Origin of the sequence: Yeosuana marina (assembly GCF_011762485.1) — a bacterium.
GTDB classification, from domain to species: Bacteria; Bacteroidota; Bacteroidia; order Flavobacteriales; family Flavobacteriaceae; genus Yeosuana; species Yeosuana marina.
Map to the genome: position 1 here is coordinate 567,603 of NZ_JAAKGI010000001.1, position 20,449 is coordinate 588,051.

The 20,449-nt window shown below is 32.9% G+C and carries 18 protein-coding genes; 9 read left to right on the forward strand and 9 right to left on the reverse strand.

All coding sequences use genetic code 11. The features are described 5' to 3' along the window. Positions 1-21: 21 nt before the first annotated feature. Positions 22-2,118: a S46 family peptidase gene (locus G5V56_RS02485; RefSeq protein WP_166960788.1), complete on the reverse strand. Its 2,097-nt coding sequence runs from the start codon at positions 2,116-2,118 to the stop codon at positions 22-24. Between the two features lie 78 nt (positions 2,119-2,196). Between G5V56_RS02485 and G5V56_RS02490 the strand changes: the two genes are divergently transcribed. Further along, a complete protein-coding gene (locus tag G5V56_RS02490; protein WP_166961123.1) occupies positions 2,197-3,339 on the forward strand; it encodes a methionine aminotransferase in 1,143 nt (380 codons plus the stop codon). Between the two features lie 2 nt (positions 3,340-3,341). Then, on the forward strand, positions 3,342-4,124 hold the full coding sequence (locus G5V56_RS02495; protein ID WP_166960791.1) for an amidohydrolase: 783 nt from the start codon (positions 3,342-3,344) through the stop codon (positions 4,122-4,124). Here G5V56_RS02495 and G5V56_RS02500 read toward each other — a convergent pair. Next, the gene (locus G5V56_RS02500; RefSeq protein WP_166960794.1) at positions 4,108-5,718 is read right to left on the reverse strand and encodes an Ig-like domain-containing protein; all 1,611 of its coding nucleotides are present in this window, start codon (positions 5,716-5,718) and stop codon (positions 4,108-4,110) included. The genes G5V56_RS02495 and G5V56_RS02500 overlap by 17 nt on opposite strands. Before the next feature lie 57 nt (positions 5,719-5,775). Continuing rightward, positions 5,776-6,453 carry a ComF family protein gene (locus tag G5V56_RS02505; protein ID WP_166960797.1) on the reverse strand — a complete coding sequence of 226 codons (678 nt, stop codon included), beginning with the start codon at positions 6,451-6,453 and terminating at the stop codon, positions 5,776-5,778. Positions 6,454-6,561: 108 nt separating this feature from the next. Here G5V56_RS02505 and G5V56_RS02510 point away from each other — a divergent pair, with 108 nt between their 5' ends. After that, positions 6,562-8,103, forward strand: coding sequence for a glycine--tRNA ligase (locus G5V56_RS02510; RefSeq protein ID WP_166960800.1), 1,542 nt, complete (start codon positions 6,562-6,564; stop codon positions 8,101-8,103). A 65-nt stretch (positions 8,104-8,168) separates the two neighbouring features. On the opposite strand, the gene G5V56_RS02515 is transcribed toward G5V56_RS02510, so the two are convergent. Next, positions 8,169-8,639: an Lrp/AsnC family transcriptional regulator gene (locus G5V56_RS02515; protein WP_166960803.1), complete on the reverse strand. Its 471-nt coding sequence runs from the start codon at positions 8,637-8,639 to the stop codon at positions 8,169-8,171. Positions 8,640-9,000: 361 nt separating this feature from the next. Next, positions 9,001-10,365 (reverse strand): saccharopine dehydrogenase family protein, encoded by a 1,365-nt coding sequence (locus G5V56_RS02520; RefSeq protein WP_166960806.1) that lies wholly within the window; start codon positions 10,363-10,365, stop codon positions 9,001-9,003. 79 nt (positions 10,366-10,444) lie between these two features. Between G5V56_RS02520 and G5V56_RS02525 the strand changes: the two genes are divergently transcribed. Both G5V56_RS02525 and pckA read left to right on the forward strand, forming a co-directional pair. After that, complete coding sequence (locus G5V56_RS02525; RefSeq protein WP_166960808.1) at positions 10,445-10,837, forward strand: DUF423 domain-containing protein; 393 nt, start codon at positions 10,445-10,447, stop codon at positions 10,835-10,837. Between the two features lie 65 nt (positions 10,838-10,902). Further along, complete coding sequence (gene pckA / locus G5V56_RS02530) at positions 10,903-12,519, forward strand: phosphoenolpyruvate carboxykinase (ATP) (protein WP_166960811.1); 1,617 nt, start codon at positions 10,903-10,905, stop codon at positions 12,517-12,519. Positions 12,520-12,576: 57 nt separating this feature from the next. Here the strand turns inward: pckA and G5V56_RS02535 are convergent, their stop codons facing one another. Both G5V56_RS02535 and G5V56_RS02540 read right to left on the reverse strand, forming a co-directional pair. Continuing rightward, entirely contained in the window at positions 12,577-13,326 is a 750-nt protein-coding gene (locus G5V56_RS02535; RefSeq protein WP_166960815.1) for a uroporphyrinogen-III synthase, read from the reverse strand. A 25-nt stretch (positions 13,327-13,351) separates the two neighbouring features. Further along, positions 13,352-13,996, reverse strand: a complete 645-nt coding sequence (locus tag G5V56_RS02540) for a DUF4271 domain-containing protein (RefSeq protein WP_166960818.1) — start codon at positions 13,994-13,996, stop codon at positions 13,352-13,354. Positions 13,997-14,172: 176 nt separating this feature from the next. Here G5V56_RS02540 and G5V56_RS02545 point away from each other — a divergent pair, with 176 nt between their 5' ends. From G5V56_RS02545 to G5V56_RS02555, 3 genes are read left to right on the forward strand one after another with little or no spacing between them, the layout of a single operon-like run. After that, complete coding sequence (locus G5V56_RS02545) at positions 14,173-14,895, forward strand: polyprenol monophosphomannose synthase (protein WP_166960821.1); 723 nt, start codon at positions 14,173-14,175, stop codon at positions 14,893-14,895. Positions 14,896-14,899: 4 nt separating this feature from the next. After that, entirely contained in the window at positions 14,900-16,246 is a 1,347-nt protein-coding gene (locus G5V56_RS02550) for a dihydroorotase (RefSeq protein ID WP_166960824.1), read from the forward strand. Between the two features lie 59 nt (positions 16,247-16,305). After that, positions 16,306-16,794 carry a DUF4296 domain-containing protein gene (locus tag G5V56_RS02555; protein WP_166960827.1) on the forward strand — a complete coding sequence of 163 codons (489 nt, stop codon included), beginning with the start codon at positions 16,306-16,308 and terminating at the stop codon, positions 16,792-16,794. On the opposite strand, the gene G5V56_RS02560 is transcribed toward G5V56_RS02555, so the two are convergent. Then, positions 16,754-17,764, reverse strand: coding sequence for an NAD-dependent epimerase/dehydratase family protein (locus G5V56_RS02560; protein WP_166960830.1), 1,011 nt, complete (start codon positions 17,762-17,764; stop codon positions 16,754-16,756). The two genes, G5V56_RS02555 and G5V56_RS02560, sit on opposite strands and share 41 nt — an antisense overlap. Before the next feature lie 87 nt (positions 17,765-17,851). Between G5V56_RS02560 and tyrS the strand changes: the two genes are divergently transcribed. Then, a complete protein-coding gene (tyrS, locus tag G5V56_RS02565; protein ID WP_166960833.1) occupies positions 17,852-19,147 on the forward strand; it encodes a tyrosine--tRNA ligase in 1,296 nt (431 codons plus the stop codon). Between the two features lie 271 nt (positions 19,148-19,418). Here tyrS and G5V56_RS02570 read toward each other — a convergent pair whose 3' ends face one another. Continuing rightward, positions 19,419-20,399: a LuxE/PaaK family acyltransferase gene (locus tag G5V56_RS02570; protein ID WP_166960836.1), complete on the reverse strand. Its 981-nt coding sequence runs from the start codon at positions 20,397-20,399 to the stop codon at positions 19,419-19,421. Between the last annotated feature and the right edge of the window lie 50 nt (positions 20,400-20,449).

The following is a 20,449-nucleotide window of genomic DNA, read 5'->3' on the forward strand; positions in this document are numbered from 1 at the left end:
TAAGTTACAAACTATCTTGCTTTAGTGTTTTTTGTTTTTAGGATGTACCAAAGTCATTTCGTCAATTAAGTTTGTTGCTCCAGCATATTTATCAATTATAAAAAGCACGTAACGTAAATCGACCATAATATTTCTACAAATTTCAGGATCATAGTACATATCACTCATTGTACCTTCCCAAACACGATCAAAATTTAATCCTACAAGGTTTCCATAGGCATCAATTGCTGGACTTCCAGAGTTTCCTCCAGTGGTATGGTTTGTTCCTAAAAAACAGACTGGAACTTTCCCGTTTTTATCAGCATATGGCCCATAATTTTTAGTTTCATATAAATCACGTAGTTTTTTAGGTACATCAAATTCATAATCGCCGGGTACGTATTTCTCCATAACGCCATCTAAATAACTCACGGGGTTATAGTATACCGCATCTCTAGGAGAGTAACCCCGCACTTGACCGTAAGTTACTCTAAGCGTGCTATTTGCATCTGGAAAATAACGCGCGTTAGGCAAAGCTTCCATTAACGCTGTCATATAGGTGGTTTGTAAAGCTGTGATAATCTCGTTTTTTTGCTGAAATTCTTTATCAATGGTATTATAATATTCATCAATAATAGGTTTGGCATATTGATAAGCAGCATCTTCATTCAATTTTTTAAGAACATCGTTAACATCACCTTCAAATAATTTTAAGGCATCGTCTAAATTGGTAAATGCCGTTTGATTATAAATTGAAACATCGGCTTCTTTGCCATATAAAGGCATGATGTTAACAAAAACACCTTTATCCACATTAACATCATAATTTTTATGTATGCCTTTCAAGATTCCTGTTAATCTCTCTTTCGCTTTTTCTAAATAGTCAGGATGGGCAGTGATTGCTTGCTCAAACTGATAGGCTCTAAGGGTCATTTGCATCAACTCATTCGTCACTAAAAAGACTTCAATAAAATTACGGCGCTTGATATCTACAGGTGCGAAATCTTTATATAACCGGTCAAATTCCGGCAAAATATAACCATACTTTTCAACTAAATTTTTTTCTTTTAAAGCGTTTTTAAACGTGGCTTCAAAATCGCGTCTTTTGGCCACAGCATTGCTTTTTTTAATACCTAAATCTTCACCAATCCATTTTTTCCATGCATTCGCAATTCGGGCTTGTTTTGAAGCGTATTTAATTCGGACAGCATCATTTTTTTTCATTTCAGCATCAATCACTTTTAAAGCAGCTTCGCGAATAGCGATATTGGTTGGATTGAAATTTTTAGTAATGTGCTCGATAGCAACAGCAGGTAAATACTCATTAGTTGTGCCTGGAAATCCGAAAACCATTGTAAAATCCCCTTCTTCAACGCCATCTAACGAAATTGGTAAAAAGTGTTTTGGTTGGTAGGGTTTATTGTCTTTACTGTAGGTTGCTGGATGATTATTAGCATCGGCATAAATTCTAAATATTGAAAAATCACCCGTGTGTCTTGGAAATACCCAATTATCTGTGTCGCTTCCAAATTTACCAATACTTGTTGGAGGTGCGCCAACCAAACGAATATCTTCAAAACGCTCTGTAACAAATAGGAAATACTGATTGCCTTTATAAAATGATTTAATCTTTACGTCTTGCCAAGATTCTCTTGGCCAATTTTTCATAATGCCATTACTGGTTTTTGAGATCATAGACTGTTTATCTTTCTCAGTCATATCATCATTAACCATGTCTAAAACCTCTTTTGTAACATCATGAATACTTACAATGAACTCTACATACAATCCTTTATTTGGCAATTCTTCATCAAAATTCATAGCCCAAAAACCATTTTTTAAATAGTCGTTTTCAAGTGAAGAATGAGATTGTATTTGACTAAAACCACAATGATGATTGGTTAATATTAGACCTTGAGGAGAAATTACTTCCGTGGTACAGCCGCCATTAAAATGACCAACGGCATCTTTTAAACTGGAGTGATTAACATCGTAAATATCTTTAGCTGTTAATTTGCTTCCAAGATTGGTCATTTCTTCTTCGTTCATACCTTCTAAAAGCGAAGGAATCCACATGCCTCCTTGTTGAGCAGACATTGTTGCTGTTAAAAAAAACAGTATAATTTTAAGAAATTTCATAATGTAAAAAATTCAAAGGGGTTAAAAATAAAAGCATCTATTTATTATTGTAAATTTACTATATATTTAATGAAAAATATGCAATATCAATCTAAACTTCCTCATGTAGGGACATCAATATTTACGGTAATGAGTGCTTTGGCATCCAAGCATCAAGCTATTAATTTGTCTCAAGGATTTCCGGATTTTGAGAGTGACCCCAAACTGATTGATTTAGTAACGAAAGCTATGCGAAAAGGCTATAATCAATACGCGCCTATGGCTGGGGTTTTTGAGTTGCGAGAACAGATTGCTGAAAAATTTGATTTACTCTATCAATCAAGTTACGATTCTGAATCAGAAATTACAATTACAGCGGGTGCTACTCAGGCTATTTCGTGCATTATTTCGGCATTCGTTAGTAAAGACGATGAGGTTATTATTTTTAAACCCGCCTATGACTCGTATGAGCCCTTTATTGAATTAAACGACGGCAAAACCATATCAATCCAATTACAACACTCTCAGTATAATGTCGATTGGGAACAGGTAAAGGAACAGATTACTAATCGTACAAAAATGATTATTATCAATACACCTCACAACCCTAGCGGTAGTATTTTTTCAAAAGAAGACATGCTTCAATTGGAAGCAATAACAAACGGAACTGATATTGTGGTGTTGAGTGACGAAGTATACGAACATATTATTTTTGATAGTGAAAAACACCAAAGTGCGTGTTTGTTTCCCGATTTAAAATCACGAAGTTTTGTGGTGGCTTCTTTTGGAAAAACGTTTCATAATACGGGATGGAAAGTGGGGTATTGTTGCGCGCCCAAAGAATTGATGAGCGAGTTTAGAAAAGTGCATCAATTTAATGTGTTTTGTGTAAATCATCCTTTGCAAAAAGGTTTAGCAGAATATTTAAAAGAACCAAGTTATTACTTGAACTTGCCTCAGTTTTATCAAGAGAAAAGGGATTTGTTTTTAGGATTAATTGAATCGTCAAGGTTTAAGTTTTTACCATCAAAAGGTACGTATTTTCAGGTTTTAGATTATTCAGACATCACTACAGAAAACGATGTGGAATTTGCCAAGCGATTAACTGCAGAATCAGGAATTGCATCCATTCCATTGTCGGTATTCAATACCAATAATTTAAATAATAACGTGTTGCGATTTTGTTTTGCTAAAAGCAATGAAACCCTTAAAAAAGCAGCAGATATATTAAATACCCTATAATCATGCAAGAGCAACTTAAAATAGCCTTAATTCAAACAGATTTGGTTTGGGAAAACCCTAAAAAGAATCGAAAACAATTAAAAGAAAAAATAGAAAGCATATCAAAGACTGTTGATGTTATTATTCTTCCAGAAATGTTTTCTACAGGATTTACTATGAATGCTAAAGAGGTTGCTGAAACCATGGATGGAAAAACGGTGGCATGGATGAAAAAGAGAGCCTTAAAAACAAATGCCGCTATTGTTGGAAGTCTTATTATTTCTGAAGGCGAAACCTATTATAATCGCTTGCTTTTTGTTGAACCTTCTGGAGATATTCAGGTATATGATAAACGACATACGTTTACCTTGGCTGGTGAAGATAAAGTTTTTACTGCCGGCAGTAAAAAATTAATTGTTGAGTTTAAAGGCTGGAAAATTTGTCCGTTAGTATGTTATGATTTACGATTTCCTGTTTGGGCAAGAAACATTGAAGATTATGACGTCTTGCTATATGTTGCCAATTGGCCAAAACCTAGAATTTTTGCATGGGACTCCTTACTAAAAGCAAGAGCCATAGAAAATATGTGTTACTGTATCGGAATTAATCGTGTTGGGTTGGACGAAGTACAAAATGAGTTTTGTGGTCATTCTGCAACTTTTGATGTTCTTGGAAATGAGATAATTGCTTTTAAACCCAATAGGGAGCAAGTAGGAGTCGTTACTTTAGAAAAGAATCATATTAATTATTACAGGAACAAGCTTAAGTTTTTAAACGACAAGGACAACTTTACTCTTCTTCCTTAAACACAAGAGTTTCTGGATAGCCCCAATCAGCACGTATTTCTATTTCTTTAAAAAAGCTAACACGTTCTGGTTGTATTTTTTTTAGATAATTACCAGTGTCAAATTTTTTATTACCATTAGTATCAAAAATAACGCGAATAGTATATTTTCCAGGAGTTAAATTTAAAAAATCTAAAATTTCTTGTTTACTTGAATACTGTTCATATTGAACATCACCTTTTTCATTAACTAATTGAAAAATAATGGGATACGTAGCATTAACTAAGGTAAAACGCGCATATCCAAACTCCGATGACTTTTTTGTTTTAACATTAAAATTTAGAGTATCATTTTTAGTGTCAAATAAATCTGTAAACGCTTCTGGTAGCACCTGAATCTTATAAGTGTTGTCTTCCGTTTTCTTGAAATTAAATATGTAATTGTTGGTAATAGTATCAAATGTTGTCGTATAATCAACCAGAGTAGAATCTTTATCCATGATGGTTATTTTTGAAGCATCAAAGGCAGTGAATGGGATAGATCCTGAAACTTTCAAATCTTCATCAACTCTTATAGCTCCTGTTGGGGTAGCTTTAATAGTTAAGGAGTCACGCTTTTTGTCCCCAAGATTAACCGTATAGTCTTTTTCGAAATCTTTGTTTGTTACTTTGAAAACTAATGAATCTGCTTCAATTTTAGGCGCATACCAATAATATAAAGAATCCGTTTTTTCGTCTTTTGTAATACGGTGTTTAAAGTCTTCTGGAGTATCAGATAGTAAATCAATATGCATATGTTCATAATCACCTTCATATCCAAAAACAATTTTTTGGCCTGCAATATTTTGAGGTCTGAAAGATCTAAAATCTAAATTTTCTGAAAATAGGCGTAAATTGTATGTAGAATCTGTTGGAACGGTTATAAAGTGGTTATAAAACGCAATTTTATCTGTTTTTTGTTGAAATTTGTTATCTTGATTTGCGTCTTTTAAGGCATATAGCATGTAAGTCCCAGCCTTAATATTTTGAATAGAAAAGGTGGTTGCACTGTCTAAGGTATTAGTAACATATTTTGGATTTTCTTTATAAATAATGGAATCATTAAAGGTAGAGTCCACTTCATACAAGCCAACAGACACGAAGGTGTCTGGCTTTTTGTCTAAGGCATCAAAAATTTGACCGTTCACTGTTAATGAATCTATATAATCTCCCGTTGAAAACACATAACGATAGTAAGGGAACAGATTTCCTTCATTGTTATCAGAAATACTGTTTCCAAAATTAAACGCATAGGTTGTGTTAGGCTGAAGGGTGTCAAAAATTTTAATGGTAATAGATTTACTAGCACTGCTAAAGGGGGTTATTTCTGGCAGTGTTTTCATTGGTGGTGAAATAATTAGTTGTTTTTGTATATCTTTAATCTTAATGTATTCATCAAAATATATTTTAATTTCTTTGCCTTTAAAATTTGTTGAAAAATTCTCTGGTTCAGATTTTAGTATTTTAGGCGGTGTAATGTCTTTGTCGCCACCTTGAGGTGTTCCTCGGTTGGCACAATTAATAAAAATTAGACCTATAACAACTATAAAAATAAAATTTGAAACCGTTTTATTCATTACCAAAATAAAATTTAAGCAAACCTACATAATTTTACAGATATAACGACAAACTCGTTACGCAATTGCCATGGATGCCACACTTATTTTTATATTATCTGCACGATTTAAAACCGAGATGCAAGCTTCCATGGTTGCTCCAGTCGTAATTAAGTCATCCACCAATAAAATATGTTTGTTTGCTATGGTGTGTTTGTTTTTAAGAGTAAATAATTCGTTTGAGTCATTCCATCTTGCCAGGCGTTTTTTTAGTACTTGCGATTCTGTGTTGGTTACTTTTAAAAGTATATTATCCCTATAAGGAACATTTAAAGCCAAAGCAATGTGTTGTGCAAATTTAGCAACTTGATTGTAACCCCGTTTTTTAAGTTTCTTTGTGTGAAGTGGTACCGGAATTACAAGGTCAATATCTTCATAAGCTTTCACCGTTTTTAACTCACCTCCTAACCAATCACCTAAAAAGACACCAATTTGTTCTTGCCCTTTGTATTTTAGACTATGAATTAATTGTTGAACAATTCCTTTTTTTTCAAATCGTAATAAAGCCGTCGCATTGATAACTTTAACGCGCCCATAAAACACCTTTAAAACGGTATCATCATCATTAAAATGAAAGTCGGTTACAGGTAAACTGTTTCTGCAATGGGTGCAAATATCTTGTTCGTTATCACCTAAAAGGTCATGACAAGCATAACATACTTTAGGAAAGAATACATTAACAATAGATTGTAGCATTGAAAGACAATATGAACTTTTGTAAACTTAATTAAAAAATAAAAGAATTGACTACTTATTTTTTAACAAACAAGCTATTTGTTTGAAGCGGTTTTATATTTTTGCACCATGGCAAATCAAGACGATCAATTTAAGAAGGTAATTTCGCATGCAAAAGAATACGGTTATGTATTTCAAAGCAGCGAAATATATGACGGTTTAAGCGCAGTTTACGACTACGCCCAAAACGGGGCAGAATTAAAGAAAAATATCCGCGATTATTGGTGGAGAGCAATGGTGCAAATGAATGACAATATAGTAGGTATTGATGCTGCTATATTTATGCATCCAACCACATGGAAAGCATCGGGGCACGTTGATGCGTTTAACGATCCGTTAATTGATAATAAAGACTCCAAAAAACGTTATAGAGCTGATGTCTTAATTGAAGACTACTGTGCTAAAATTGAAGCTAAAATTGATAAAGAAGTTGATAAAGCAGCAAAACGTTTTGGTGATGCCTTTAATAAAGAAGAATTTATTTCTACCAATGGCCGTGTTTTAGGCTATCAAGAAAAAATAAATACAACGCTTTCGCGAATGGCAAAATCTTTAGAAAATGAAGATTTAGCGGATGTGAAGGCACTTATTGAAGAGTTAGAAATTGCTGACCCGTTAACAGGATCAAGAAATTGGACAGAGGTTAAACAGTTCAATTTAATGTTTGGAACCAAATTGGGTGCGTCTGCCGAAAATGCGATGGATTTGTACTTGCGTCCAGAAACAGCACAAGGTATTTTTGTTAACTTTTTAAATGTTCAGAAAACAAGCCGTTTAAAAATCCCTTTTGGGATTGCTCAAACAGGAAAAGCGTTTAGAAATGAAATTGTAGCAAGACAATTTATATTTAGAATGCGTGAGTTTGAACAAATGGAAATGCAGTTTTTTATTAAACCTGGCACTCAAGCCAAATGGTACGAGCATTGGAAAGAAACACGAATGAAATGGCATTTAAGTTTAGGAATGGGGGCAGAGAATTATCGTTTTCACGACCATGAAAAATTAGCACATTATGCTGATGCTGCTGCCGATATTGAATTTAAATTTCCGTTCGGATTTAAAGAATTAGAAGGGATTCATTCTAGAACTGATTTTGATTTAAGTCAGCACGAAAAATTCTCAGGTAAGAAACTACAATATTTCGATCCTGAAGAAAATAAAAGTTATGTTCCGTATGTGTTAGAAACGTCTATCGGTTTAGACCGTATGTTTTTAGCCGTATTCTCAAATTCTTTAGTTGAAGAAGAACTTGAGAATGGTACAACACGAACCGTTTTAAAATTGCCAAGTGTATTAGCGCCAGTAAAAGCCGCTGTTTTGCCATTAGTTAAAAAGGATGGTTTACCTGAAGTAGCCCGAAAAATCGTAGACGAATTAAAATGGGATTTTAATGTAGATTACGATGAAAAAGACGCTGTTGGAAGACGTTACAGACGCCAAGATGCAAACGGAACACCATTTTGTATTACAGTAGATCACGATACTTTAGAGGATAATACGGTTACGATTCGTCATAGAGATACCATGGAGCAAGAACGTGTTAAAATAGATGATTTAAGAGATTTAATTAAGAAGGAAGTCGATGTACGTTCTTGGTTGATGAAAATGTAACTAATTCTTGCAAAAGCAGGAATCTTAATAAAAACAAAACCCAAGCTTTCGTTTGGGTTTTGTTTTTATATACTTATTTGTCTATCTATTTGCTGATCCAGTGAAATAAAGGTTTCCGTTCGTGAAACACCAGGAATAGATTGAATTTCCTTTTCTAGTAAGTGCATTAAATGCACATTGTCTTTACAAAGAATTTTAATAAATACATTCCAACTTCCCGTAGAGTAATGGCATTCTAATATTTCAGGAATTTTTTTTAGCTGTTTCAGTACGTCACTATGGCTCATGGCTGTATCTAAATGAATACCAATAAATGCCATGGTGTTATATCCTAAAACTTTTGGATTAATAACGAATTTGGAACCCGAAATCAAACCAGACTTTTCAAGTTTTCTCAATCGTTGATGAATAGCTGCGCCAGAAATACCAACATTTCTTGCAATTTCAAGAATGGGTGTTCTCGCGTCTGCCATCAGAGTGCGAAGAATTTTTTTATCAATGCCGTCTATTTCTAGATTATGATTTGCAACCTTCATTACTTATAAAGTTTTAAATAAAAACATAAAAGTAGTAAAAGGATTCAATCTAAAACTAAATATTGCGTTAAGGATTGCTCATGTATTCTATTTTAAATATTTGAGTTCGTGAATACTCCGTATTTGAACAATTTGTTTGAGCTCTTTTTATGTTTAATGAATTAATAATGTAAGGTTGAGCTCAGTCGAAACCTTTAAAAAATGTAAGAAGTTAAAAACCTTTCGAATGTGCTCAAGGTGACATAGAAACAATATATGATGTAAATTTTTTAAAGACAACAGATTATTTATTGAACTCTAGTTTTTAAAACATAAAAAAGGGAGTTGAGAAAGCCTAAACCGACAGGGAAACACCAAAACCTTATATATTTAGCGGGTTGTAACCGTGATAAGGGACTTCTTTTTCTTTAAACAAAATACCAGAATCTGCCAGCTCTTTTAGAATAGGTTCGTAAACTTCTTTGGTAATAGGAATTTGAACTCCAGGTGTGGTTATTTTACCGTTTAAAATTGCAAGTGTAGCGCTAGCAACAGGTAAGCCGACTGTTTTTGCCATGGCTGTATACGTTTGATCATCACCTAGAGTAACCATAGTTGAGTCTATTTGATAGTTTTTACCATTCAGTTCATAGCCAAATTTATGATACATGACGATCATATCTTTATCATCTTTATCAAGTGTCCAGCTATCCATTAGCATTTTTTGTAAAATTTGTGCTGGTGTTGCTTTTTTAAGTTCTACCATTTTTTTAGAGTTGAAAATATCAAGTTCCAACAACTTATCCCAAACAATATCATCTTGATCAATTTTTAGAGTATGTCTAAATTTTAATTCTACCGAATCAGATGGACTGTAAGGTAAAAAGGCATTAACGAAATCTCTATAACTCATATTTTCACTATCATCAATGGTATAGCTATCATCTGTCATACCTAACATAACAAACATATTCCATGCACGACTAAATCCAACACGCCTCATGGTACCACGATACAGTGTTTTAATGGAGTCTAAACCATAAACATGTTGATACTTTAAAGAATCTCGGTTGGCATACACTTCAAACCTGCCATAATCCTCAATATCTAAAAATTCAGTTCTTCTAAATAATCTGTGGTAAGGGATGTATTTATAAGTACCTTCTTGCAGAAATTTGGCAGCTCCACCTTGACCCGCAACCACCACGTTTCTTGGGTTCCAGGTAAATTTATAATTCCAGAGGTTATTGTCGCTTTCGGGTGCTACAAGACCTCCGGTGAAAGATTCAAACAAAATCATTTTACCTCCATTGGCTCGTATGCTATCAATGACTTTCATGGCGCTCATGTGGTCAATACCAGGGTCAACGCCAATTTCATTCATAAAAATCAAACCTTTTTCAATGGCTTTATCATTTAAAGCTTCCATTTCTGGACTTATATAAGAGGCGGTAACCATATTTTTCCCAAATTCAATACAATCTTTCGCTACATCAATATGTAATCGTGCAGGAAGCATGGAAATAATAATATCAGCATTTTTAATTGCCTCTTTTCTTGAATCTAAATCAAAGATATCTAGGATAATTGCTTTAGCACGAATATGATTATTAATAATCTTCGACGCGTGGTTAATGTTGATATCTCCTATGGTTATGAATAAGTTTTCGGTTTCTGATTTATCTAACAGATATTTTATTAAGTAAGACGTTGATTTTCCTGAACCAATAACTAAAATGTTTCGCATAATGAATTTTGTTAACTAATTTTGTTGAGACTAATGTAATAAATACAAAAGGTTTTATAAACTGAAATGTAGTATAGATATGAACAAGCAAATTTTAATTTTAGCGTCATTTTTAGGAGTTACTGCCATTGTTTTAGGAGCATTTGGCGCCCATGGATTGAAAGAATTAATTCCCGCGGAATCCATACAAACGTTTGAAACAGGTGTGCGATATCAAATGTATCACGCTCTTTTACTGCTTTTTGTAGGAAGTACGACCTTTATTTCAGCTAAATCAAAAAAACTCATATTCTATTTTGTTTTAATAGGGTGGTTGCTTTTTTCTGGATCTATTTATGGCTTGGCGACGAATTTATTAACAAATTTTGATTTTAAAACCATCGCATTTGTGACTCCAATAGGAGGTTTATGTCTTATCATTTCCTGGGTTTTATTGTTTGTGAATTTCATAAAAATGAAAGCAAATAATTAATATTTTTATATAATAACACAAAAATATTCTTTTATTTTGCCAAATAATCATTTTTAAGCAAAATTATGACAAATTACAACCAACTTACGAAAACGATTGAGTTAGAACAATACGGCATTAAAAAAGCTAAAGTAAGGTATCAACTTTCACCAAAAGAACTTCATGACATAACTTTAGAAAAGGGACAAGGCGTTGAGGCGTCTTCTGGAGCTTTAGCAGTTAATACTGGAGAGTTTACAGGTAGATCTCCTTTGGATAGATTTATAGTTAAAGACGATGTAACTAGAGATAATATTTGGTGGGGAGATATTAATGTTCCGTTTGATCCAGAGAAGTTTGAAAGCTTATATACTAAAGTTGCAGAATATCTCTCAAATAAAGAGATTTTTGTGAGAGATTGTTATGCGTGTGCTGATGAAGATTATAAACTTAATATTCGAGTTATTAATGAATTTCCTTGGAGTAATCAGTTTGCTTACAATATGTTTCTTCGCCCTACAGAAGACGAATTAGAAACGTTTGATGCGGAATGGTTGGTTGTTAATGCGCCAGGGTTTAAAGCAAATCCAGAATTGGATGGCACCCGTCAACATAATTTTGCCATTTTAAATTTCACAAAAAAGATTGCCTTAATTGGCGGAACTGGCTATACGGGCGAAATTAAGAAAGGTATTTTTTCGGCCTTAAACTTTATTTTACCAATGTATAAAAACACCCTGCCAATGCATTGTAGCGCTAATATTGGTAAAGATGGGGATACAGCTATTTTCTTTGGGCTTTCAGGAACCGGAAAAACAACACTTTCCACAGATCCAAACCGAAGTTTAATTGGCGATGATGAGCATGGTTGGACAAAAGAAAATAGCATTTTTAATTTTGAAGGAGGATGTTATGCAAAAGTGATTAATTTGTCTGCTGAAAATGAACCGGAGATTTTTGAAGCGATTAAACCGGGAGCCATTTTAGAAAATGTCATTTTAGATGCTGAGGGTCATGTTGATTTTGCTGATACTGCCATTACCCAAAATACGAGAGTAAGTTATCCTATCAATCACATTGAAAATATTAAAGTCCCTTCCATAGGAAAGAATCCAAAGCATATTTTCTTTTTAACAGCTGATGCTTTTGGTGTTTTACCTCCTATATCTAAACTAACACCTAGTCAGGCAGCGTATCATTTTATGTCTGGATATACGGCTAAAGTTGCCGGAACTGAGGCAGGTGTTGTAGAACCTCAACCATCTTTCTCGGCATGTTTTGGAGCACCTTTTATGCCATTACATCCTGCTAAATATGCAGATATGTTAAGCAAAAAAATGAAAGAAGCAGGTGTCAGTGTTTGGTTGGTTAATACAGGCTGGACAGGTGGCCCTTATGGTGTAGGAACCCGAATGAAATTAAAGTACACTCGTGCTATGATTAATGCTGTTTTAAATGGGGATTTAGGATTGTATACTTATGACAGCTACCACATTCATTCAGTATTTGGTGTGGCTCAACCTAGAGAATGCCCTGGAGTTCCAACGAAGGTTTTGAGTCCGAGAGCTACCTGGAATAATGATGAAGCTTATTATAAAACGGCTTTTAAACTAACTAACGCCTTTAGAGAGAACTTTAAAAAATTTGAAGCCTTTGCCAGTGAAGAAATACGGAGAGGTGGTCCGCAACGCTATGCGTTTTAACATAAAAAAAGAGCGACTTAAAAATTAAGTCGCTCTTTTTTTTATTTATAGATTGAGTTATTTGCCTTTATTAACTTTATCAATATACTTTTCTAAAGCCATGGTCATAGATGGAGTTTCTTTAGTAGGTGCGGCAATATCTACACGTAATCCCTTTTCTTCAACCGCTTTAATAGTGGTGTCTCCAAATACTGCTATTCGTGTATTATTTTGTTTAAAATCTGGGAAATTATGAAATAATGATTCAATACCTGAAGGACTAAAAAAGACTAAAACATCATAGTATACATCCGCTAAATCAGAAAGATCACTAATTACAGTTTTGTAAAAAGTAGCTAATTTCCAATTAACTCCTAAAGCAGTCATGGTTTCAGGAACTTCAGGTTTTACCTTATCTGTACACGGCAGTAAGAATTTTTCGTCTTTATATTTTTTAATTAAAGGCGATAATTCAGAGAAAGACCGTTTACCAACATAAATTTTACGTTTTCTGTAAACTACATATTTTTGCAAATAAAAAGCGACTGCTTCAGATTGACAAAAGTATTTCATGGTATCTGGCACTTTAAAGCGCATTTCTTCAGCAACTCTAAAATAATGGTCTACAGCATTTCTACTCGTTAAAATAATAGCTGTATAGTTATTTAAATCTACTTTTTGTTGTCTGATTTCTTTAGCAGAAACGCCTTCTACATGAATAAAAGGTCTGAAATCTATTTTTACTTTTTGCTTCTCTTGAAGATCAAAATATGGAGAATTTTCTACTTTAGGTTCTGGTTGGGACACCAAAATGGTTTTCACTTTCATAGGGCGCAATTAGTTACTTCAGTTATTATGAATTAAACACCTTGTACAATATGATATAAGGTGCAATTTCAAGAGTGCAAAGATACAAAATAAAATAAAATAAGTTTCGTTTTATTAAACTTTGATGCGTTTTTATAGTAGTGATTAAGCCCATAATATTAACTACTAATAATAAAAATATAATTATATAAAGGATAATTAACGAAGGTGTAATACTAAACAATAAAATTAGATTAACAGGAACTAAAAACAAACCTATAAAGTTCTTGTAACTTATTTTTTGAAATAAATATTGGTCAATCAATTTATCGATTTCAAAAAGGCTTCCTATAAGTCGTTCTAAAAGAACTTTTATTAAAATAAAGATGCCAATTCCAATCGTTAATTTAAATATAACATCGATGTTAGGTGCAAAGACCTGATTTGAAAGTTTCAGGTAAATAAATCCGAAAATAGATAAAGAAAGTATCAGGTTAACAAAAAGTAAGGCATCAAATCTGTCAAAAAACTTTTGTTCTCTAGCATAAATCTTAAGGTATTTTGAGTTCCCTAACACATAAACAAAATCATTAAAACGTCTAGGGAATAGTGATTTTGCAACTGCTATAAAAGCAATGCCAATAACTATTAAAATAGTAAATAATTCAAATGTTTGTATAGTACGAAGCATGCCCTAAAATTATTATAAATAATAATACCTACTTTAAATTATTAAGGAATATTTAAAAAAAAGTATCTTTTAAATAATGTACATTTGCTAAAATTTATAAGTTTTTAATGCTTCCTAGGCAAAACAAAACTGTTTTTAGGAAAAATGAAATATTAAAAACAATACTATGAGAATACATGAAACATGCTTTAGTAATTATACCAACCTATAACGAGATTGAAAATATTGAAGCCATAATTAAAGCAGTGTTTTCGGAGTCTGAATTCACTCATATTCTTATTGTTGATGATAGTTCTCCAGACTTAACAGCTTTAAAGGTAAAAGAACTCCAAAAGGAGTTTCAACAGCGATTGTTTTTAGAATCAAGAGTAGAAAAATCAGGTTTAGGAACAGCTTATATACACGGTTTTAAATGGGCTTTAAAGAAAAAATATGACTATATTTTTGAAATGGATGCCGATTTTTCACATGACCCTAAAGATTTAATTAAGTTATATAATGCTTGTAGCACAAATGGTGCAGATGTTGCAATAGGTTCAAGGTATATAACTGGAGTAAATGTGGTAAACTGGCCAATGAACAGAGTTTTGATGTCTTATTTAGCATCTGTTTATGTACGCATTATCACTGGTATGGCAATACGCGATACTACTGCAGGTTTTGTTTGCTATAAAAGACATGTCTTAGAAGCCTTAAATTTAGATACTATTAAATTTATTGGGTATGCCTTTCAAATAGAAATGAAATTTAAGGCGTATATTAAAAAGTTTAAAATTGAAGAAGTTCCTGTTATATTTACAGACAGAACGAAAGGACAATCAAAATTAAGTTCTGGCATAATTTCTGAAGCAATCTTTGGGGTAATTTCAATGAAAATTAAAAGTATTTTCAAAAAGTAGAGTTATGAAGGAAAAAATAATACTTATAAAAAACGCACATATTGTAAATGAGGGCGCTGTATTTTGTGGGGATATACTAATTGAAGGAGAGTTTATAAAGGAAATAAGTAGTTCAATTAGTGCAAAATCTTCAGATGTCCATGTGGTTGATGCCGAAGGTAAATACGTATTGCCAGGAGTTATTGACGACCAAGTGCATTTTAGAGAACCAGGACTTACCCATAAAGCAACCATTGAAACAGAATCTAGAGCTGCAGTAGCTGGCGGTATAACGTCATTTATTGAAATGCCTAATACGATTCCGCAAGCGACTACTATTGAAAAATTAGAAGACAAGTTTGAAATTGCAGCAAAAACATCGTACGCCAATTATTCATTTATGTTTGGTGGTACTAATGATAATTTAGAAGAAATTTTAAAAGTTGATGCGAACAAAGTTGCTGGCTTGAAATTATTTTTAGGATCTTCTACAGGTAATATGTTGGTTGATGACCCAATAGTTCTTGAGAAAATATTTGCAAGCACCAATTTATTAATTTCTGTTCATTGTGAGGATGAAACAACAATTAAAGCAAATCTTGAAACGTACATAGCTAAGTATGGTGAAGATATTCCTATTAAATGTCATCCAGAAATACGAAGTGAAGAAGCTTGCTATTTATCATCATCAAAAGCTATTAAATTAGCAGAAAAAACAGGTGCTAGATTGCATGTTTTTCATTTGTCTACAGGAAAGGAAACTAAATTATTCAGTAATAAAACCCCTTTAAAAGATAAAAAAATAACAGCCGAGGTTTGTATTCACCATTTATGGTTTTCAGATGAGGATTATGATACAAAAGGAACCTTAATAAAATGGAATCCAGCGGTAAAATCCAAAAAGGATAGGGATCAACTTTGGGAAGCTCTGCTTGATGATAGAATAGATGTTATTGCTTCAGACCATGCCCCACATACGTTAGAAGAAAAGAGAAATGTTTACACGAAAGCACCTTCTGGAGGACCTTTAGTGCAACATGCCTTATCTGCTATGCTAGAAATGTGTCACAAAGAAAAAATTTCTATTGAAAAAGTGGTTGAAAAAATGTGTCACAATCCGGCTATTTTATTTCAAATTGAAAAAAGAGGATTTATAAAAGAAGGCTATTATGCCGATTTAGTTTTAGTAGATTATAATAATCCATATACTGTAAAAAAGGATAATGTTTTATATAAATGTGGATGGTCTCCTTTTGAAGGAACAACGTTTAAGTCGAGAATAACTCATACGTTTGTAAATGGTAATTTGGTTTTCGAGAATTCTAAATTTCATAATTTTAAATCTGCAAAACGCTTAACTTTTAATAGGTAATGCTAAAACGTTTTTTTACATATATGTTTCTAGGATTCTTAGCGGTATCATGTTACACCATGAATAAACCTGAAAAGCCAAAGCATTTAATTTCAAAGAAGGAGATGGTCAACATTATCATAGATTTGAAATTAATATCATCTTCAAATGGAGCCAATAAAAAGATTTTAGAAAATAAAAATATTTACTCAGACGATTATGTTTATAAAAAGTATGATATAGATAGTGCTACATTCGCATTAAGCAATAATTATTATGCTTTTTATGTGAAGGATTATGATGAAATTTACACAAAGGTTAAAGATAGTTTAGAAGAGCTATCTCAATTTTATACAAAGTTAGAAGAAACTGAACTTAAGGAAAAGAAGAAACAAGATTCTATTAATGCTGTAAGAAAAAAGGATTCAATAAACAATCTGTTAAAGCCAAAAGCTTCTTTAAAGGAAAAACTAGAAAAAGATTCAATTCTTAATCCTAATTTAAAAAATAAAACAAAGCCTAAAAAGCTTATTCAACCTGCTTCAGATAAAGCGTCCCAATCTCTGTAATACTATCTTTGACCGGTTTAAATTCAAAATTTAAATACGATTTTATTTTGGTAGTATCATAGGATTTTTTAGTAGATAATGATGTTACTAAATGTTTAGTTAGTTGCCTACGTTTGCCAGTTAATTTGTGTGTTAACCAATCTAGTCTCCATGCTATTTGCAATAACCACTGAGGCGCCAATTTTTTAGGCGGCGAAGTGTTAACCGAAATAGAAATATCCCTAAGAAAATCTTTGTAACTCCAGCTTTCAGCAATCAGGATAAAACGTTCGTTTGTTATGTCGCTTTTTGTAAGTTTGATCATAACCGATACCACATCTTTCACATCAACCAACCCAATAGAACCAGCGGTATAATGTTTAAAGCCATGATGCGCTTTTTTAAATAAACTACCACTTCCATAACGCCAAATACCTGCCCCTAAAATAACACCAGGATTTACCATTACAATATCTAGACCTTCTTGAGCAGCGCGCCAAACTTCCATTTCAGCACCGTACTTTGTAATGGCGTAAACATTATTACTAGCTTCAGGATTCCATTCGCTTTCTTCAGTTAACATTTCAGTATCATCGAGAGTTCCAATGGTAGCAATAGAGCTTACATAACAAAGTTTTTTAATTTTTTCAGATATACAAAGGTTAACCACATTGGCCGTTCCTTCTATATTTGTTTTTCTTAAAAGTTGATATTTATCAGGTTCAAAAGACACAAAAGCCGCACAATGGTACACATAGGAGACGCCCTCAAAGGCATCTGTTAATGATGGGATGTCTAAAATGTCTGCTTGAACCCATTCAATCGAATCAAAAAGAGGCGTGTAACTATCAGTATAACACGAAAATACCTGTTTTATATTATCTAATTTACGTTCCGTTCTATATATCGCTCTAACTTTTTCACCATTGCTTATAAGTTTATAAAGCAAATGCGAACCAACCAAACCTGTACTACCTGTTACTAAAATCATACAACGAATGTAAAGAATTATTCATAATTCATCAGTAATTATACATTGATTTTTATCTTTGCCGTAGTTTAGTAAAAATATAAAAACATGATAAAGAATTTTGTAGAAGAATTGACTTGGAGAGGCATGATACATACCGTAATGCCTGGTGCAGAAGAGCATTTAATGGAAAGTATGCGTAGTGCTTATGTAGGATTTGATCCTACGGCAGATTCTTTACATATAGGAAATTTAGTCCCTATTATGTTATTAGCTCATTATCAACGCTGCGGACATCGTCCGGTTGCGTTAGTTGGCGGAGCGACAGGCATGATTGGTGATCCTTCAGGAAAATCGAACGAGCGTAATTTGTTGGATGAAAAAACACTACGTCATAATCAAGAAGCTATAAAAAATCAGTTGTCCCACTTTTTAGATTTTGAAAGTGATGCAGACAATGCGGCGATTTTGGTGAATAATTATGATTGGATGAAAGATTTTTCATTCCTTGAATTTATTCGCGATGTTGGGAAGCATATTACCGTAAATTATATGATGGCTAAAGATTCTGTAAAAAACAGAATTTCATCTGAATCTACAGAAGGTATGAGTTTTACAGAGTTTACCTATCAATTAGTTCAAGGATACGACTTTTTACACTTATATAAAGAAAAAAATTGTAGCATTCAAATGGGTGGGAGTGACCAATGGGGAAATATCACCACAGGAACCGAATTAATTAGACGAATTGATAATGGAAAGGGATTTGCCATTACTTGTCCTTTAATCACAAAATCTGACGGGTCTAAATTTGGAAAGTCTGAAGGCGGTAACGTTTGGTTAGATGCCAACAGAACATCACCTTATAAATTCTATCAATATTGGCTAAACTCAAGTGATGAGGATGCAGAAAAGTATATTAAAATATTTACGTTTTTAACAGAGTCTGAAATTAACGACTTAATAGCAGAACATCAGGAAGCGCCGCATTTACGTGTGTTACAAAAGCGTTTAGCTGAGGAAATTACCACGATGGTGCATTCTAAAGATGATTTAGATAATGCCATTAAAGCGAGTAATATTTTATTTGGAAATTCTACTAGTAATGACTTAAAGCATTTAAACGAACAAACCTTTTTAGATGTGTTTGATGGTGTACCTCAGACAGAAATTTTAAAATCTGAAATAGAAGAAGGGTTAGATATTATTGCTGCTTTAGCTGAAAAAGGGGGATTTTTAAAATCGAATGGAGAGGCCAGAAGAGCTCTTAAAGAAAATTCGATTTCAGTTAATAAAGAAAAAGTAAAAGAAGATTATAAAATTACAGTGTCTGATTTAATTAACAATAAGTTTGTGTTGCTACAACGTGGTAAGAAAAACTATTTTGTAATTAGGATATCATAAGAAAAGCCTGACGAAGAACATCAGGCTTTAAACTAACCAACCAGCTTGAAAATAATTTCTTTTTCATAGCTGATTTTTTGGTCGTAAATTTTTAATAATCCTTACAAAAAAAATAGATTTAATGTGTCTTCATTACAAAGAGCACAATGACAAAGTAATTTTTATAAATGGAGTTCAAAAATAATAAGATTGCTTCACCGCGTTCGCAATGACGTTGCAAGAATATGATTGCTTCTCCAGAGAGCTATAGGGATTTGCAATGACGAAAAAATTAAAGCACCATTAAATTACACCCACGAATATCTGAATGGTCAAAGCGTCCAATGACTTCAAAAGAATCATCTTTGTAAACACGTCCTAAATCTTGTGTGGCAATAAAAGAGCAAGAGTTTATATTGGCTAAATCAATGACATTAAGTCCGCCACTTTTTCCTGTAGGTAGTATACTTAAAGCATCTTCAGTATCACGAGCTAAAACCTTCATCCAATTAGGAGTATTAAAAACACCGTTCCCCTGTGAATACGCCTGACTCAATAATTCGGTCATACCATATTCGCTATGAATAGATTCAACGCCAAAACCAACTTTAAGTTGACTATGGAGTTCTTCGCGTATCAATTCTTTTCGACGTCCTTTCATGCCTCCGGTTTCCATGACGATGGTATTATTTAAGCTAAATTGATACGTCTCAATTAAATCTAACAAAGCAAAGGAAACACCAATGAGCAATATTTTTTTCCCTTGTGAATCTAATAGAGTTAAGGTGTTTTTTAATTCATCTAAATTATTGAGATAAAAACCACTTTCTGAATGCTTTGATTGCGTAATCATAGCATCTACCATATAAATCAGTGAAGAACCTTCGCGCTCAAGATAGGATGGTAAAAGCGCTAGTATGACATAGTTGTTTACACTTCCATAAAATTGTTCAAATCCCTTAGTAAAACTATTTTTATAAATATCTAAATTGGTAACCAAATGTTTACTTGTCTTACTGCCAGTTGTTCCCGAACTTGTAAAGGTGGTTTGTATATTATTTTGAGAGCTTAAAACTTCGTGAGTTTTAAAGAATTGAATGGGTAAAAACGGAATGTCTTTGATGGTTTTAACATCACTTGGATGTTTGTATAACAAATCACAAAATGATCTGTAAACAGTATTGTTTTTAAACTGATAGTTAAAAACATCCAACGCCAATTCAGTGAACTTTTGTTCAGATTGAATATTAAAAATGGCATTTGTATCTATCATAGATTTAAAAACGCAAAAGTACTAAAATAAAAAAGCGTTACTATTAGCAA